Origin of the sequence: Streptococcus mitis, from assembly GCF_946190275.1 — a bacterium.
Lineage (GTDB): Bacteria > Bacillota > Bacilli > Lactobacillales > Streptococcaceae > Streptococcus > Streptococcus mitis_DC.
In genome coordinates, this window is sequence record NZ_CAMHZQ010000003.1 from 1 (window position 1) to 16,280 (window position 16,280).

The following is a 16,280-nucleotide window of genomic DNA, read 5'->3' on the forward strand; positions in this document are numbered from 1 at the left end:
ATCAAAAAAGAAAGGACGAAATTTGTCCTTTCTAGATATTAGCTTTTCTTCAACCCACTACAGTTGACAAAGAGCCTTTATATTTTATTTAATCTGAGCTAGTAGTGATTGGTCAAAGCACCACACAAGATTTACTTTCATAAGTTAGATAAAGTCAGTATCCTCAATCCTTGTCTGCTTCATTTTCTTTTACGAGATCGTTTTGTGAATCTTTTTCAGAGAGTTTTTGATCAATATACTTGTCAATGTTTTCATAAAATTCCTTGGTCGCTTCACTATCTAATGTTGGCGAGTTCTGAACTTGATTCACTTTCAATTGAACAGATTGAATACCGTAAGAGGCTTGTTTTTGGTGGAGTGTTTCTAATTCTTCTTCTGAAATCGGATCTCCAACAACCGTCAAGACCAATTCATTGTTACTTGACTTGTAGACTTGATTAATAACCGTATAATTGGCGAACTCTTTTCCTACAAACTGTTTGATCCCTTCTTTGCGCGCTTGTTCTATTGTCAGAGTAACTGCCGAATAGCTAGCTGGAAGAATCAACAATACAATCAAAGAAATCAAGCCAATTCTCATTTTAATGCTCAGCTCTTTAAATGAAGTTAAAGGAGATTTTCTCATCAAAATTCTTGTTCCAACAATGTTGGCTAGCATGATAAAGACACAGTTGATCAAGAAAAGATAGAGAGCCCCCAATAAAAATCGTACATTCCCATTAGCTAAACCATAGCCAGCAGTACAGATAGGCGGCATCAAAGCTGTAGCAATGGCTACTCCTGGCACGATATTGTTTGCTTCTTTTTTCCTTGAACCGATCACACCAGCAATCCCACCAGCAATAGCAATGAGAACATCCCAAATGGTTGGAGAGGTTCGTGCGATCAACTCGCTACTTGCATAAGACAAGGGAGAAATCCAGAAATACAGAGTCGAGACAAGCAAACTGACCAACACTTGAGTCAATAAAACCTCTAGAGATTGCTTGATTAAACGCGTATCAAAAATAGCTAAACCGAATCCCAGTCCAACAATCGGTGTCATGAGAGGTGAAATTAACATGGCTCCAATAATAACAGCTGTTGAATTCATATTTAGACCGATAGAGGCAATAAAAATTGCACACATCAAAATCGCTGTATCTCTCAATCGAACATGAAGGTCATCGTATAATTTCTCACGGTATTCCCGTGTTGAATAATTGGCAGTCATTTGTCCTCTCCTCTTTCCTTATTTAAATCGGTATAATAATTAATAATAACAGCTGATAAACAGCCAAAAAATATGAGCCCATAAATCGTCAAGAAGACACTGGTAATCCTTCCAATCAAGGTCACAGCTAGGAGATCCCCGTAGCCGACAGTCGTCGAAGTCACAAAAGCATACCAAAGACCGTCTCCGTAATTTGTGATAGCAGGTTCAACTAGGAAAAGCACGCCTCCTGACCCAAAAACAAAGGTCACAAAACTCAGAGCAAACCGAGTAAAACCCGTAACCTGTATAATATGCCATAACATTTTTAAACGTCTCATTTGTTCTCCTTATTCATACTAGCTCCTGACCGAGCCGTTTTTTCCAATAATCAAAGTGAAGATAGGACATGATCTCCATCAGAGAAAGATAGACAAACTGATAGATCTGATTTAAGCTGATTATCAACTGATATTGTTTGAAAAATGACTGGAAGAAAGACCAGATATGACTGTCTTGAATCAGTCCCTTCTTAACATCAGACAGGATATTAGCTAAAGCTCCCAAGGACTGAAACGGTAAATCCTTGACATTTATATAGATCCGGTCCACCACATCATTCAGACTGGTATCTTGGATGGCATGAAATTCTCCAAAGAGAACTCCTGCCGCTCCAAGAGTAGAAACAAATTCCACCAAATAATTTCTGAGGAAATTTTCTCAACCTTTTCCCATAATGTGTTTAGTGCCATCCATAACGATCCCAACCAGAAAAAGGAAAGAAAACAAGCAAAGAAATTTTGCCGTAAATCCCAAAAAGCTTCAAGACTTGGTGTTGTTGGTTTTTCTAACTCTTTTCCTTGAACCGATCACACCAGCAATCCCACCAGCAATAGCAATGAGAACATCCCAAATGGTTGGAGAGGTTCGTGCGATCAACTCGCTACTTGCATAAGACAAGGGAGAAATCCAGAAATACAGAGTCGAGACAAGCAAACTGACCAACACTTGAGTCAATAAAACCTCTAGAGATTGCTTGATTAAACGCGTATCAAAAATAGCTAAACCGAATCCCAGTCCAACAATCGGTGTCATGAGAGGTGAAATTAACATGGCTCCAATAATAACAGCTGTTGAATTCATATTTAGACCGATAGAGGCAATAAAAATTGCACACATCAAAATCGCTGTATCTCTCAATCGAACATGAAGGTCATCGTATAATTTCTCACGGTATTCCCGTGTTGAATAATTTCCGTTCATTGGTTACTCCTTTTATTTTATATAATCTTGTTTCTGCATGGATGATGGTAGAGAGACTTCTGTCCAATCTTACATATTTTTCTTCTCACCTGTTATTCTTTTGAAAATTATCTTTTAAGTATCCGTCAGTCCATCCTTTATATTATATCAAAAATTTTACAGTTTTTCTCTGACGAAATCTATCAATTGAATAGATAGATGAAGCAAGAAATTTTTGTTTCCTTATCCGAAGAAGGAAAAACGGTATCTCCTGAACCTTGATACTATGCGTTTTATTCTTTATAATTTAGCTATTTCAAAATTACAAGTTCTCCATTCTTAATTTCCCAAACTTGGTCAAACTTACTTAATAATTCGTTTTGGCGATGTAAAGTAACAATGACGGCACTTGGTAGTTCCAGAACTCTTTCCAATTCCATTTTAAACTGATTAGTATCCAAGGCAGAGAAAGGTTCGTCTAGGATAAGCAATGGATTTTTACGATTTTTCTCACGATTTAAATACATTCGTTGTTGCTGACCACCTGACAGGGATTGTGGTGGAATTTTTTCAAAATCTTCTTCTCTGAATTTTTCATTGAAACTATTGAATAGTGTTACATTATTTTCATAACTCGAAATAAATGTATGTTCTTGTTGCAGAATCATACCGAATCTTCCCCAAAGATGGTCCAAAACAAGCCCATCTAGCACAATTTGTCCTTCAAAATCTTCATCTGTTCCATTTAAAATGTTGAGAAGACTACTTTTTCCAGAACCATTCTTACCAATAAGCGCAATTTTATCCCCTTTTTGAATCGTAGCGGAAGTAATTATCAATTTTGATTCTCCCAGTTGTTTGGAAATGTTTTTCAAAGTAATCGTATCAAAAGAATGTTGAGGTGCTTGAACTGAAACGGGTCTCCCAACAATGTTTTGAAAACTCTTGATTACAGGCTTTACGGACTCTAACATTTGTAAATCATAAAGGATTTCCTGTATTGGTTCAGAAAAAGCATTAATATATCCGAAACTCGCCACCACCTCAGGAATACCGAGTTGCTGGTGAGATAGAGAGTAGGCTAAATAAATAAACAGAACAAGACTAATGAATTCAAAAGAAACACCTGTCAATAAGATGCCTGTAATTTTTGTCAAACCATACTTAAAATACTTATCCTGCAAATTCTTTAGAGATCTCTTTTGTTGATTCAAAAAATGCGACATAGTTAGTTTATTTACCAAATGATGTCCCATGAGCAAATCCTCCAAAGTTCGATAGTAATCTCCTTGTTTTTTCAAGTAAACCTGTCTACGATTAGCGGTCAACTTCCCAACGATTTTAGGAATTTGAATACTAATTCCAGTGGAAAAGATTAAAATCAGTGATACAATAGGATTAATTGTTCTGCTAATAATGAAAGCGTAAATGATGATACGTAAAATTTGTTTGATAAAACTCATCAATGGAGGAAGGTAATCCTTTTCCAACGAATCTAGGTCATTAGATTGAAAGGAAATATACTCTGCTACTGTTTTCTGCTTGAAATCGTGGTGACTGAGTCCCAGAAGTGAACGAAACCACTCATTTTTCAAAGTAGTCGAAAAGATAATCCCCTGCTTCCAATCAAGTATCATTTGGATATAGTTACAACTCAAATAGCCTGCCACTGACATAGAGTAACCATATAGAGCTACTTGATAATCCCCTTTGATTAATGCCTGCGTGAAATACGGTAACAAAGCTGTGCAGATATTCGATACTACACCAAAAAGAAAATTAAAGAAGAGATACCATCTAATAGTTTTAAGATATGGTAGCATATACGATACTCCTTGCTAATGCGTTTTTTTACATATCTCAGAACAATCTCTACTATTCCTTATTTCAGATAGTGCGATACTCAGACATTGAGTGCAATAATTGTAAATCACACAAGTTCTGCAGTTTTTACTATCATTCAAAATATAATTTGCTATTTTGTAAAATATAGGTCTATCCCATGTTTCTTTGATAGATGTAAAATGAATATTTCCAACACTTCTATTGAAAGTAAGCTTTTCAGTTTTTCTAACGATTTAGGCTATTTCGTGACACACCCACAATCCGTGAAAATTCTGGTTATATCAGATTATGTGATTTTCGTAAGAATTTTATATTGTCTCCAATCATGGTAGTCTCCTTTTACTTGATAAAACTATTATAACATTTAGAAATTAAAAACTGGTTCAAAATCAATAGGATGTGTGTATTCGATACATTCAATAAATTCTTGGAAACAGTTCTACACCAGTTACACAAATCTATATACACCTATCTCATTCAAAATAAAAAGAAAGCTGCAGTTCTTTTAATCCTGTATCAACGATTCATTCTGAAATCGAATAGGAGACATTTCCCAAGTCTACAATTCACTTCATCTCAAATTAATTTTTGTAATTCACCCTTAGTTTATAGATTTTATACTCAACAAAAGTATAAAGCATACAAAACTTCACTTTGAACCAGTATTTATACTATATTCCGTATTAAAAATTCTATTATTGGTTTTGTAAAAAACAGTCTTCAAATATCCTGAAATATAGCAAAAAGAGATTGGGTAAAAACTCATTCTCTCTTCTCACTCAAGGACTAAGTTCACTTGAGCAAACTGAATCCGCACTGTCGTTCCTTTTCCGACCTCAGACTCGATGCGAATCTGGTGACCCAGTTCTTCAGAAATTTTCTTAGATAGGTAAAGTCCAAGTCCAGATGACTGCTGGGTTAGGCGTCCATTATATCCTGAAAAGCCACGTTCAAAGACTCGGAGGACATCACTGTTTTTTATCCCGATTCCTGTATCCTTGATACAGAGTTCCTGGCCTTCCATATAAATCTCCAGACCACCTTCCTTGGTATACTTGAGACTATTTGAGATAATTTGTTCAATGACCACTAGTAGCCACTTCTTATCCGTCACGATTTCTTTATCAAGGTCATGTAGATTGACATTTAGGCCTTTTTGAATAAAGAAAAGAGCATATTTACGAATTATTTCCTTGACCAAGTCCTCAATTTGAACCTGCTTTAAGACCAAATCATCATGGAAACTTTCTAAACGCAGGTACTGTAAAACTAGATTGGTATAGGAATCAATCTTGAAAATTTCCTGTTCTAATTGCTGCTTTAATTGGCGGTCAGCTACTTCTGCAACTAAGAGTTGACTGGCTGCAATGGGGGTCTTTATCTGATGGACCCACAAGGTATAGTAATCCAACAAATCCGTCAGTTTTCTTTCTGAATCTGACCTCTGCTGATAGAGTTCCATCTCACGAGCTTCTAATTTTTCTGCTAAAGCTATTTCCAAAGGAGATTTGGCTTCCCTCTCCCCATAGAGAATTTCCTGACGATATACCTGCATTTCTACCAATATGTCCCAAGCAAAAAATAAAATGGTTACAAAGCAACACAAGAGGAAAAAATAGAGAAAGTAAATTCCTAAACTGGCAAATAAAAACTGAAAGAGTAATACCAGAAACGTCAAAGAAAGTAGATAGACAAACAGACGACTACGGGAACGCAGATAGGCTAGAAAAAATTGTTTCCAATCAAGCATGCTTCAATCCGTACCCTATTCCTTTCTTGGTTTCGATAAATCCTACCAAGCCATGGTCTTCCAATTTTTTACGCAAACGAGCTACATTGACAGAGAGGGTATTATCATCAATGAAAAAGTCACTGTTCCAAAGTTCCCGCATCAGGTCATCACGCGCTACGATGTTGCCTGCATGCTCAAATAAAACACGTAAAATCTGGAATTCGTTCTTGGTCAAATTCAAGACTTGCCCTTGATAATGTAAATCCATGGATTTGGTATTGAGGATCACACCGGCATATTCTAATAAACTCTCGTCTCGCCCAAACTCATAGGAACGACGCAGCAAGCCCTGAACCTTGGCTAGAAGAACCTGCTGATCAAAAGGCTTGGTCACAAAGTCATCCGCCCCCATATTGATTGCCATGACGATATCCATAGCCTGGTCTCTGGAAGACAGAAACATGATAGGTACCTTGGAAATCTTGCGAATCTCCTGGCACCAGTGATAGCCATTAAACAAGGGCAAGCCAATATCCATAAGGACCAAATGAGGTTCCGACTGGACAAAAAGACTCAAAACTTCCATAAAGTCTTCTACCAGGACCACTTCAAATCCCCATTCAGAGAGCATTTTCCCGACTTGTTGACGAATGACCTGATCATCTTCTACTAATAAAATCTTATGCATGCACTCCTCCTTTTCTATTATTATAACAGATTTTTCCATGCTGGAAGGTCCGAAACTGAATTTGAAGCAGCTTGTTTTTAGCCAGTACAAACAGGCAACCCTACTAGCTAATTTGAGGGAAATTTGATAAGATAAATAAAAAGAAAGGAGCTCTTATGGCCAATATTTTTGATTATCTGAAAGATGTCGCACACGATTCCTTTTACGACCTTCCTTTGAATGAGTTAGACATTCTAGCCTTAACAGAAATCACCTACCTCTCCTTTGATAATTTGGTCTCCGCAAGTCCTCAGCGACTTTTAGACCTGGCACCTCAGGTCCCAAGAGAATCTAACATGTTGACCAGCAAAAATCGCCTCCAGCTATTAGATGAACTAGCTCAACACAAGCGCTTCAAAAATTGCAAACTCTCCCATTTTATCAACGACATTGATCCTGAACTGCAAAAGCAATTTGCGGCTATGACCTACCGCCTCACTCTCGATACCTATCTGATTGTCTTTCGTGGGACAGATGACAGTATCATTGGCTGGAAGGAAGATTTCCACCTGACCTATATGAAGGAAATTCCTGCTCAAAAGCATGCCCTTCGCTATTTAAAGAACTTTTTTGCCCAACATCCTAAGCAAAAGGTCATTCTGGCTGGGCATTCCAAGGGAGGAAATCTAGCCATCTATGCTGCTAGTCAAATTGAGCAAAGCTTACAAAATCAAATCACAGCAGTTTATACCTTTGATGCGCCTGGCCTCCACAAAGAACTGACACAAACTGAGGGCTATCAAGGGATAATGGATAGAACCAAGGTCTTCATCCCTCAAGGCTCCATTATCGGTATGATGATGGAAATCCCTAACCAGCAAATCATCGTGCACAGTACTGCCTTGGGTGGTATCGCCCAGCACGATACCTTTAGTTGGCAGATTGAGGACAAGCACTTCGTCCAACTGGATAAAATCAACAGTGATAGTCAACAAGTAGACAAAACCTTCAAGGAGTGGGTGGCTACAGTCCCTGACGAGGAACTTCAGCTCTACTTCGACCTCTTCTTTGGCACTATTCTTGATGCTGGTATTAGCTCCATTAATGACCTGTCGTCCTTAAAGGCTATCGAACACATTCATCATCTCTTTGTCCAAGCGCAATCCCTCACTCCAGAAGAAAGGGAAACTATGGGTCGCCTTACCCAGTTATTGATTGATACCCGTTACCAAGCCTGGAAGAATAGATAAAAAGCTTATGATAAGGTTTTTGCCTTTTCATAAGCTTTTTTGTTTTAAAGAAGAATTCAATCCTTCATCTGACTCTCTGCATCAGCCACGACCTGTTCTAAACTGGTCTGACCAAGCTCAGCCTCCATAGCCAGCTGGATTCTCTCCAATTTTTGATCCAAAACATCATGAATATGAGCTCCGACTGGACAGTTTGGATTTGGATTGTCATGGAAGCTGAAGAGTTGACCTGTCTTACCAAGACATTCGACCGCCTGATAAACATCTAAAAGACTAATATCCTTGAGATCCTTAACAATCTCTGTCCCACCTGTTCCACGCGCTACTGAAATCATCTCTGCCTTCTTCAACTGAGACAAGGTCTTTCTGATAATGACAGGATTGACCCCGACACTAGCAGCCAGAAAATCACTGGTCACCTTGCTTTCCTTCCCCTTGAGGGCAATGATTATCAGCATATGAGTCGCAATGGTAAATCTACTTGGAATTTGCATCCTCTTCTCCTTTTTACGAGGCTACCCCGCCTCTACTCTTCTTTTTCTTTTATTATACCCTTTTTAGTTGTAATGTCAATCGTTACCACTTTTCAACCAAGCATCTAATTCCCTATCATAGCCCTCTTTCTGGGCCAATTCTCTCAGAAATTCCTGATGATGAGTATGGTGAATACCATTGACCAGACTTTCATAGTAAACCTCAAAATAAGGAAGTTTGAGGTCTTTAGCCAGTTGCAATTCAGCTGCCACATCGTAATCCACTCGTCGGAAGTCCATATCTACCAAGCCCTTATCATCAAACTCCAAAATCATATACTGGGCGCGCAAGTCCTTCCGTAACTGAGCATCTAGAAAGAAAGGCTGGCCAATCGAACCCGGATTGACAATCAATTGCCCACCAGTCCCGTAACGAAGCAACTGCTGGTGAATATGACCATAAACAGCAATATCACAAGGCGGATTGGTCACCAAGCGGTCAAAATCCTCTTGCGCTCCAGTATGAATCAACTCTCTCCCCCAGTTCTTATCAGGAAGATGGTGGCTAATTCCTACCGTCAAATCCCCAAACTGACGATGAAGCTGGAGTGGTTGATTGTGGAGCAGTTCAATTTCTTCTAGGGAAATTTCCTCTAAAACATACTGGCACTGGCGCAAGAGATAGCGTTGGCTGGGGCGAGTACTATCCAATTCCTTACGGACACCATGCCAAAGACTGTCTTCCCAGTTCCCCAGAACTCTATCTGTAATCGGTAGTTGGTCCAACAAGTCCAGGATCCTTCTACGCCCTGTCCCTGGCATGAGAATGTCTCCCAAAAGCCAGTATTCGTCCACTCCTCGCTGCCGAGCATCTGCCAAAACAGCCTCCAAGGCGGTGGTATTTCCATGAATATCTGAAAGAAGAGCTATTTTCGTCATATCCATCTCCTCGTTTTTTCTCTTGCAATAAGTATAACATAAAAAGTCACAGCTAGAGAAATCTAGCTTTTTTTGATATACTAGATAAAGATATTATACAAGAGGAAACGAATGACCCCGAATAAAGAAGATTATCTAAAGTGTATTTATGAAATTGGCATAGACCTACATAAAATTACCAACAAGGAAATTGCGGCCCGCATGCAAGTCTCTCCCCCTGCCGTAACTGAAATGATTAAACGGATGAAAAGTGAAAATCTCATCCTCAAGGACAAGGAATGTGGCTATCTACTGACTGATCTCGGACTCAAACTGGTCTCTGAGCTCTACCGTAAACATCGCTTGATTGAAGTTTTTCTAGTTCATCATTTAGACTATACGAGTGACCAGATTCACGAGGAAGCTGAGGTCCTGGAGCATACTGTCTCTGACCTGTTCGTGGAAAGACTGGATAAATTGCTAGGTTCCCCTAAAACCTGTCCCCACGGAGGAACCATTCCTGCCAAGGGAGAGCTCCTAGTTGAAATCAATAACCTACCACTAGCTGACATCAAGGAAGCTGGCTCCTATCGCCTGACTCGGGTGCACGATAGTTTTGACATTCTCAGTTATCTGGACAAGCACTCACTTCACATCGGTGATTCGCTCCAAGTCAAGCAGTTTGATGGCTTCAGCAACACCTTCACTATCCTTAGTAAAGACGAGGACTTACAAGTAAGTATGGACATTGCAAAACAACTCTATGTCGAGAAAATCAACTAATTTCTCAAGTCCCCCACTAACCCTGAAAGTTTAATTTTCAGGGTTTTATTTCTATCATTTGATTTTGCTTTCATTTTATTATAAAATCGATGTAAAAAACAAGAAAGATACCTTAACCTATGAAAAAATCACTAAAAATTTTTGCGACATCTAAATGGTTTGACCTCTTCGGAGTTGCTTTGGTCGTTGGAATTGCGATCGCATCTGGCTATCTTAACTCCCGTCTCGACAAATTCGTAGACTGGGGACCATGGACAGCTCTTGTTCCCTTTGGATTCATTTCCGTAACCAACGTTGGGATTTCCATGTTGTCCACTCGTTTCACGGGAAAATTAAGCAAATGGGGAAATTACTTTGGTATTATTAATACCATTTTGTCCGGTGCTATTGATTATATCCTTGGAAATAAGGCGGCCATCATTACCTATCCCGTCACCTTCCTCATTTATACCTTTGCGATTAAGAAATGGGAAGCTTCGCAAGAAGGCAGACCCAACCAAATGAGCCAAAAACAACTAAAATTGGCGGCCATCATCATTTCAATCATCGCCTTCCTCTTTGCCTTTGCGACCAACTATATCGGCTATGGAGGAAAGATGAATCTCCTCGCCTACGTAACAACTATTGCCTTCGCACTGTCCCTCATTGCCAATGCTTTGAACGCATTGAAACTGACAACTCAGTGGGGCTTTTGGTTGATTTACAATTTCGTCCAGCTGACAAAGGCTGGCATTCAAGGAAACTTTGCCAATATCGGTAAATACATCTTTTATATCCTCAATGCAATCGGAGCTTTATTTGTCTGGAATGATGAAGAAGTAAAACAATAAGAGGCAAATCAAATAAAGAAATCTAACAGAATCTCCTTACTAAAATTTTTTATCATTTTACTTGTAACTCCCATTCTTTTGGAGTAGAATGAAGCTAGATAAAAGAGGGAGGTCTTGTCATGAAAAAACTCTATAGAATCCATTTTACAGCAATTGCAGTTATCGATTTGCTACTATTCGCATTTTTCAGCAAAAGACCCGATACATCTTGGGGTGGCTCTTGCTATCTGGTTTTATTTTCCTCCTTACTCAAGGACTCCTGTTATTTCGCTTGGTTGTCCGACTCAAACATCAATTCGCTGAAATTTATCCTCAAATCAATAAAAAGATTCGCTTCTACTATTTAGGGGTTTTCTCCATTGATTTTCTATTTTTTGTGCTCTTAGCCTTCGTTAGTTCTCAGCGATTTTCCGCTCTTATGCCATTCATCACTGCTTGTCATTCTACTTTATATTATATGACGGCTGACTACCTAAGAGAAAACTATCCAGACTTTTACGACAAACATATCCCTTTATGGGAGTGCCTCTAAGGAAAAGGAGGTTTTATCATGAAAAAAATCATCTACATCAAAACCATTCAACTTCTTGTCATTGATGGAATCATGCTGGCATTCTTGACATTTAAAGAGGGGCTTACTTGGGATTGGATTTTGATTTACAGTGGTTGGCTCATTTTCTTTCATCCTGTGCTATTGACCTATCTGTCCAACCAGCTTTGTGACTACTTTAGTCAACTCTATTCCCAGATTAGACCTAGATTCTGGCGTTTTTCCTTGCAGATTCTCCTATGGGATAGCCTGATCATTCTCTCCTTGATATGTTTGAGTGGTGTGCCACTTTTCCTTCAGGGAACTCTCCTCATCCTAGGACACATCATCCCTTCCTATCGCATAAGCCAAAGCCTGAAAAGAGACTTCCCCAAGGCCTATCAGGAACCGATTTCATTTTGGAGTATTTTATAATAGATAAGAAAAACCAAGCCGGCTGGGCTTGGTCTTTCTTATCTATTTTTAGTATCTAGGATTATGGTAACAGGTCCGTCATTGACCAGCTCAACCTGCATATCTGCTCCAAAAATACCTGTCTGAACGGGCACTTCTTGCGCTAATTTTTGATTGAAAGCATCATAGAAGTCTGATGCCATATCTGGTTTGGCTGCGCCTGTGAAGGCTGGACGATTGCCTTTCTTAGTATCCGCAAAGAGGGTAAACTGAGAAATAGAGAGAATTTCCCCCTCAATATCTTTGACAGACAGGTTCATCTTGCCTTCTGCGTCTGAAAAAATCCGCATATTGACAAGCTTTCTCACGGCATAGTCCAAATCTTCCTCTTGGTCCTCTGGTCCAACACCAACCAGCAATAAGAGTCCCTGATTGATTTTTCCCTGAACCTGACCTTCGATACTCACTTGGGCTTTTTTAACCCGTTGGATAATGATTTTCATAATAGCCTTTCTAGTAAGAGCTAGGACAATTAGCCATTGGTCCGTTTAACAGAGTAAACTTCTGGCACACTCTTAATCTTGTCCACAACCGTGGTTAGCGTCGAGAGGTTGGCAATTCCAAAGGATACATGGATATTGGCAAATTTCATATCCTTGGTTGGTTGGGCGTTGACTGTTGAGATATTCTTGGTTGTGTTTGAAAGAACTTGCAGTACATCGTTCAATAGTCCTGTACGGTTGAGACCATAGATATCGATATGAGCCATATACTCCTTATTTGAGTTTGAGTACTGGTCTTCCCATTCCACATCAAGGAGACGTTGCTCGTAGTTTTCTTGGGCACGCAGGTTCATACAGTCCACACGGTGAATAGCCACACCACGTCCCTTGGTAATGTAGCCAACAATATCGTCACCCGGAACAGGATTACAACACTTGGCAATCCGCACTAGGAGGCCTGAGGCTCCTTCAATGACCACACCACCCTCATGCTTAACCTTGAGGGTTTCTTTGTTCTCAACCTTGATCTCGCCACCTTTGACAAGTTCTTCTGCCTCCGCCTTGGCCTTGGCACGTTCTTCTTCACGGCGTTCCTTTTCAGTCAGACGGTTAAAGACGGTAATCGCACCGATTTCGCCAAAACCAATGGCCGCAAAGAGGGATTCTTCTGTCTTGTAGCTGGTCTTTTGCAGGACTTGGTCCATATGACGCTTGTCCATGAATTTATTGGCCACATAGCCATTTTCTTGGAACTGAGCCATCAACATTTCACGACCCTTGTTAACGGATAATTCCTTGTCTTGGTTTTTAAAGAACTGGCGAATCTTGTTGCGCGCCTTGCTGGTCTTGACCATGTTGAGCCAGTCACGACTTGGCCCAAAGGAGTTCGGGTTGGTAACAATTTCAACCTGATCTCCTGTCTTGAGCTTGGTTGTCAAAGGAACCATACGGCCATTGACCTTGGCACCAGTCGCTTTTTCCCCAACTTTGGTATGGATTTCATAGGCAAAGTCAATCGGTCCTGAATCTTTTGGAAGGGAACGGACAGCTCCATCTGGGGTAAAGACGTAAATCTCCTCAGCCAGATAGTTTTCCTTAACTGAATCTACAAATTCCTTGGCATCATCAGCCTGGTCTTGGAGCTCCATCATCTCCTTGATCCAGTTCATCCCAATAGCTGATTCCTTGCTGTTAACCTGCCCCTTAACGCCTTTCTTATAAGCCCAGTGAGCCGCAACCCCGTACTCAGCCACCTCGTGCATGGCTTTAGTTCGAATCTGGAACTCAATAGGTCCTTTTGGCCCATAAACAGTCGTATGGATAGACTGGTAACCATTAGCCTTGCGGTTGGCAATATAGTCTTTGAAACGACCAGGCATCGGTTTCCAAAGTTCATGCACATAACCCAACATGGCGTAAACATCACTTTGGGTGTCTAAAATACAACGAATAGCAATCAGGTCATAGATTTCCTCAAACCGTTTTCTCTTATCCTGCATTTTGCGGAAAATAGAGTAAATATGCTTGGGACGACCATAAATCTTCCCTCTCAAGTGATGATCCGTCGTATATTCCTCTAATTTTGTGACCACCTCATCCACCAAGGCTTCACGCTCTCTGCGTTTTTCCTTCATCATATGGGTAATCTTGTAAAACTCCGTTGGGTTGAGATAACGGAAAGATAGGTCTTCCAATTCCCATTTAACGCTAGAAATCCCCAAACGGTGGGCAAGTGGGGCATAAATTTCCATGGTTTCTTTAGAAATACGCTCCTGCTTGTCTTTTCGAAGGTGTTTCAGGGTCCGCATATTGTGCAAGCGATCAGACAGTTTGACCAAGATAACACGGATGTCCTCAGACATGGCCATGAGCATCTTGCGGTGGTTTTCAGCCAACTGCTCTTCGTGAGACTTATACTTGACCTTACCGAGCTTGGTAACTCCATCGACAATCACGCGCACATCAGGACCAAACTCTCTTTCTAAATCGTCCAAGGTCGCATCTGTATCCTCCACCACATCATGCAAGAAACCACAGGCAACCGTTACGGCATCCAGCTTGAGCTTGGCTAAAATACCTGCCACTTGGATAGGGTGAATAATGTAAGGTTCGCCAGATTTTCGATACTGGCCACTGTGGCATTCAACGGCGTAAACCAAGGCCTTATGGACAAAATGAACATCCTCTTCCGTTAAATATTCTTTGGTTAAGGCGACAACTTCTTCGCCTGTTAAATTCACTTCTTTTGGCATCTCTACTCTCCAATTCTTCCTACCATTTTATCACTTTTTTAAGAATATGAAAACTAGATTGGAACAGAATAAGAAAAAAATAATCCAGAATTGCTTGATAATTCTGAATTATTAGTCTATAATATATTACGAAGTTAGATTTTAAACTTAGGTGATAGAAGGAGAGATAGAAGAACGGAAACCATATTGTAACCGAAAGACTTTCTGACTTCCCCAATTCCATTGAAGATACGAAAGATAAACGGTGGAACTCGTGTCACATACACTGGTACCTTGACTGGATTTTGGAATTAATACTCAATAAAAATCAAAGAGCAAACTAGGAAACTAGTCGCAGGTTGCTCAAAGCACCGCTTTGAGGTTGTAGATAAGACTGACAAAGTCAGTCACATATATACGGCAAGGCGACGTTGACGCGGTTTGAAGAGATTTTCGAAGAGTATAAAAATCCTCAAGATACTTTCTTTTATCCTTTAGTTTATAAGGAGAACACCTATGAAAAAAACTGCTATTTCTATCTTTGCTCTCCTAGTGTTAGGAGTTTGCTGCCTGTTCCTATTCAGCCAACAAAGCTATAAAAAAACAGTCGTTCAATACTATGCTAACGACCAGAACCTGCCCAATAGGATAACTTATAGTGAATATAGCGATAAACGAGAAGCCAACTACGGTGGCACTCTAAACATCACATCTATCAAACAAGCTAATGACGGAGTTTATGCAACCTATGAAGGGCAATTGACACCTCTCCAATATTGATAAATTGATAACCAGCCTGTCTTCATCCAGTCATGCTGGTTTTTAAGTTCATTCTAAATCCTTACTATTCTCCCTAACTGTGCTATACTTAATTTAGTACATTCTTTGAGATTGGAGCTAATATGAAAATCCATAAAACCGTGAATCCTGTTGCCTATGAAAACACCTATTACCTAGAAGGCGAAAATCACCTCATCGTTGTCGATCCTGGTAGCCATTGGGAAGCCATTCGTCAGACAATAGAGAAAATCAACAAACCAATCTACGCTATTCTATTGACCCACGCCCATTATGACCATATCATGAGTCTGGACTTGGTGCGCGAGACTTTTGGCAATCCTCCTGTCTATATCGCAGAGAGCGAAGCATCTTGGCTCTACACTCCTGTCGATAATCTCTCTGGCCTCCCTCGTCACGATGATATGGCAGATGTGGTCGCAAAACCTGCAGAACACACCTTTGTCTTTCATGAAGAATACCAATTAGAGGAATTTCGTTTTACCGTTCTACCGACCCCAGGCCACTCTATCGGTGGCGTTTCTATCGTCTTCCCACAAGCTCACCTAGTCTTGACAGGTGATGCTCTGTTCCGAGAAACCATCGGACGGACCGACCTTCCAACTGGTAGTATGGAGCAACTCCTTCACAGTATCCAGACCCAACTTTTCACCCTACCAAACTACGATGTCTACCCAGGACATGGTCCAGCTACTACTATTGCTCACGAAAAGACCTTCAATCCTTTTTTCTAACAAGAAGATGATAATCGAAATTTAAGTAAACTATAGCAGTTTGACGTTAGAATACTACAACACAGATTCTAATTCATTTTTATAAATTACTTTCAATTTTCCAATTGATTTGTTCAGATTTTATTTCATCTCACTATAT

General features: G+C 40.0%; 16 protein-coding genes and 3 pseudogenes. 7 read left to right on the top strand and 12 right to left on the bottom strand.

Going from position 1 to position 16,280, the window contains the following annotated elements; genetic code table 11:
* Positions 1-163: 163 nt before the first annotated feature.
* The 8 genes and pseudogenes from N8M20_RS02390 to N8M20_RS02425 all read right to left on the bottom strand — a co-directional run bounded on the left by N8M20_RS02390 (position 164) and on the right by N8M20_RS02425 (position 6,699).
* The gene (locus N8M20_RS02390; RefSeq protein WP_000126416.1) at positions 164-1,213 is read right to left on the bottom strand and encodes a DUF389 domain-containing protein; all 1,050 of its coding nucleotides are present in this window, start codon (positions 1,211-1,213) and stop codon (positions 164-166) included.
* Entirely contained in the window at positions 1,210-1,533 is a 324-nt protein-coding gene (locus tag N8M20_RS02395; protein WP_001253404.1) for a potassium channel family protein, read from the bottom strand. The genes N8M20_RS02390 and N8M20_RS02395 overlap by 4 nt, the downstream gene beginning before the upstream one ends.
* Positions 1,534-1,546: 13 nt before the next feature.
* The gene (locus N8M20_RS02400) at positions 1,547-1,888 is read right to left on the bottom strand and encodes a hypothetical protein (RefSeq protein WP_000397556.1); all 342 of its coding nucleotides are present in this window, start codon (positions 1,886-1,888) and stop codon (positions 1,547-1,549) included.
* Positions 1,813-2,046: pseudogene (locus N8M20_RS02405) on the bottom strand (TMEM175 family protein); the annotation flags it as partial. The pseudogene N8M20_RS02405 and the gene N8M20_RS02400, both read right to left, overlap by 76 nt.
* Positions 2,045-2,455, bottom strand: a pseudogene (locus N8M20_RS02410) (DUF389 domain-containing protein); the annotation flags it as partial. The pseudogenes N8M20_RS02410 and N8M20_RS02405, both read right to left, overlap by 2 nt.
* 290 nt (positions 2,456-2,745) lie before the next feature.
* Positions 2,746-4,257 (bottom strand): ATP-binding cassette domain-containing protein, encoded by a 1,512-nt coding sequence (locus N8M20_RS02415; protein WP_033682171.1) that lies wholly within the window; start codon positions 4,255-4,257, stop codon positions 2,746-2,748.
* 797 nt (positions 4,258-5,054) lie between these two features.
* Complete coding sequence (locus tag N8M20_RS02420; protein ID WP_261078950.1) at positions 5,055-6,029, bottom strand: HAMP domain-containing histidine kinase; 975 nt, start codon at positions 6,027-6,029, stop codon at positions 5,055-5,057.
* Entirely contained in the window at positions 6,022-6,699 is a 678-nt protein-coding gene (locus N8M20_RS02425; RefSeq protein ID WP_061439697.1) for a response regulator transcription factor, read from the bottom strand. The genes N8M20_RS02420 and N8M20_RS02425 overlap by 8 nt, the downstream gene beginning before the upstream one ends.
* A gap of 155 nt (positions 6,700-6,854) precedes the next feature.
* Between N8M20_RS02425 and N8M20_RS02430 the strand changes: the two genes are divergently transcribed.
* Positions 6,855-7,928: a DUF2974 domain-containing protein gene (locus tag N8M20_RS02430; RefSeq protein WP_261078952.1), complete on the top strand. Its 1,074-nt coding sequence runs from the start codon at positions 6,855-6,857 to the stop codon at positions 7,926-7,928.
* A 56-nt stretch (positions 7,929-7,984) separates the two neighbouring features.
* Here the strand turns inward: N8M20_RS02430 and N8M20_RS02435 are convergent, their stop codons facing one another.
* Positions 7,985-8,422, bottom strand: coding sequence for an Rrf2 family transcriptional regulator (locus tag N8M20_RS02435; RefSeq protein WP_261078953.1), 438 nt, complete (start codon positions 8,420-8,422; stop codon positions 7,985-7,987).
* A 75-nt stretch (positions 8,423-8,497) separates the two neighbouring features.
* Entirely contained in the window at positions 8,498-9,340 is an 843-nt protein-coding gene (locus N8M20_RS02440) for a metallophosphoesterase family protein (RefSeq protein WP_261078954.1), read from the bottom strand.
* 111 nt (positions 9,341-9,451) lie between these two features.
* On the opposite strand from N8M20_RS02440, the gene N8M20_RS02445 reads away from it, so the two are divergent.
* From N8M20_RS02445 to N8M20_RS02460, 4 genes and pseudogenes are all read left to right on the top strand, one after another.
* Positions 9,452-10,102: a metal-dependent transcriptional regulator gene (locus tag N8M20_RS02445; protein ID WP_261044923.1), complete on the top strand. Its 651-nt coding sequence runs from the start codon at positions 9,452-9,454 to the stop codon at positions 10,100-10,102.
* A gap of 119 nt (positions 10,103-10,221) precedes the next feature.
* Positions 10,222-10,932: a nicotinamide mononucleotide transporter family protein gene (locus N8M20_RS02450; RefSeq protein WP_261078955.1), complete on the top strand. Its 711-nt coding sequence runs from the start codon at positions 10,222-10,224 to the stop codon at positions 10,930-10,932.
* Between the two features lie 119 nt (positions 10,933-11,051).
* Positions 11,052-11,464: pseudogene (locus N8M20_RS02455) on the top strand (hypothetical protein).
* Between the two features lie 18 nt (positions 11,465-11,482).
* On the top strand, positions 11,483-11,896 hold the full coding sequence (locus tag N8M20_RS02460; protein ID WP_261078956.1) for a hypothetical protein: 414 nt from the start codon (positions 11,483-11,485) through the stop codon (positions 11,894-11,896).
* A 38-nt stretch (positions 11,897-11,934) separates the two neighbouring features.
* Here N8M20_RS02460 and dtd read toward each other — a convergent pair whose 3' ends face one another.
* Positions 11,935-12,378: a D-aminoacyl-tRNA deacylase gene (gene dtd / locus N8M20_RS02465; RefSeq protein WP_000691419.1), complete on the bottom strand. Its 444-nt coding sequence runs from the start codon at positions 12,376-12,378 to the stop codon at positions 11,935-11,937.
* Between the two features lie 29 nt (positions 12,379-12,407).
* Entirely contained in the window at positions 12,408-14,630 is a 2,223-nt protein-coding gene (locus tag N8M20_RS02470) for a RelA/SpoT family protein (RefSeq protein ID WP_023945522.1), read from the bottom strand.
* Positions 14,631-15,161: 531 nt separating this feature from the next.
* Here N8M20_RS02470 and N8M20_RS02475 point away from each other — a divergent pair.
* Entirely contained in the window at positions 15,162-15,389 is a 228-nt protein-coding gene (locus N8M20_RS02475) for a hypothetical protein (RefSeq protein WP_314726171.1), read from the top strand.
* 122 nt (positions 15,390-15,511) lie between these two features.
* The gene (locus N8M20_RS02480) at positions 15,512-16,141 is read left to right on the top strand and encodes an MBL fold metallo-hydrolase (protein ID WP_261078958.1); all 630 of its coding nucleotides are present in this window, start codon (positions 15,512-15,514) and stop codon (positions 16,139-16,141) included.
* The last annotated feature ends 139 nt before the right edge of the window (positions 16,142-16,280 follow it).

Bases quoted from the DNA above. Each gene is read 5' to 3' on its own strand.
- N8M20_RS02390 (WP_000126416.1), bottom strand. From the start codon at position 1,213: ATGACTGCCAATTATTCAACACGGGAATACCGTGAGAAATTATACGAT.
- N8M20_RS02395 (WP_001253404.1), bottom strand. From the start codon at position 1,533: ATGAGACGTTTAAAAATGTTATGGCATATTATACAGGTTACGGGTTTT.
- N8M20_RS02415 (WP_033682171.1), bottom strand. From the start codon at position 4,257: ATGCTACCATATCTTAAAACTATTAGATGGTATCTCTTCTTTAATTTT.
- N8M20_RS02420 (WP_261078950.1), bottom strand. From the start codon at position 6,029: ATGCTTGATTGGAAACAATTTTTTCTAGCCTATCTGCGTTCCCGTAGT.
- N8M20_RS02425 (WP_061439697.1), bottom strand. From the start codon at position 6,699: ATGCATAAGATTTTATTAGTAGAAGATGATCAGGTCATTCGTCAACAA.
- N8M20_RS02430 (WP_261078952.1), top strand. From the start codon at position 6,855: ATGGCCAATATTTTTGATTATCTGAAAGATGTCGCACACGATTCCTTT.
- N8M20_RS02435 (WP_261078953.1), bottom strand. From the start codon at position 8,422: ATGCAAATTCCAAGTAGATTTACCATTGCGACTCATATGCTGATAATC.
- N8M20_RS02440 (WP_261078954.1), bottom strand. From the start codon at position 9,340: ATGACGAAAATAGCTCTTCTTTCAGATATTCATGGAAATACCACCGCC.
- N8M20_RS02445 (WP_261044923.1), top strand. From the start codon at position 9,452: ATGACCCCGAATAAAGAAGATTATCTAAAGTGTATTTATGAAATTGGC.
- N8M20_RS02450 (WP_261078955.1), top strand. From the start codon at position 10,222: ATGAAAAAATCACTAAAAATTTTTGCGACATCTAAATGGTTTGACCTC.
- N8M20_RS02460 (WP_261078956.1), top strand. From the start codon at position 11,483: ATGAAAAAAATCATCTACATCAAAACCATTCAACTTCTTGTCATTGAT.
- dtd (WP_000691419.1), bottom strand. From the start codon at position 12,378: ATGAAAATCATTATCCAACGGGTTAAAAAAGCCCAAGTGAGTATCGAA.
- N8M20_RS02470 (WP_023945522.1), bottom strand. From the start codon at position 14,630: ATGCCAAAAGAAGTGAATTTAACAGGCGAAGAAGTTGTCGCCTTAACC.
- N8M20_RS02480 (WP_261078958.1), top strand. From the start codon at position 15,512: ATGAAAATCCATAAAACCGTGAATCCTGTTGCCTATGAAAACACCTAT.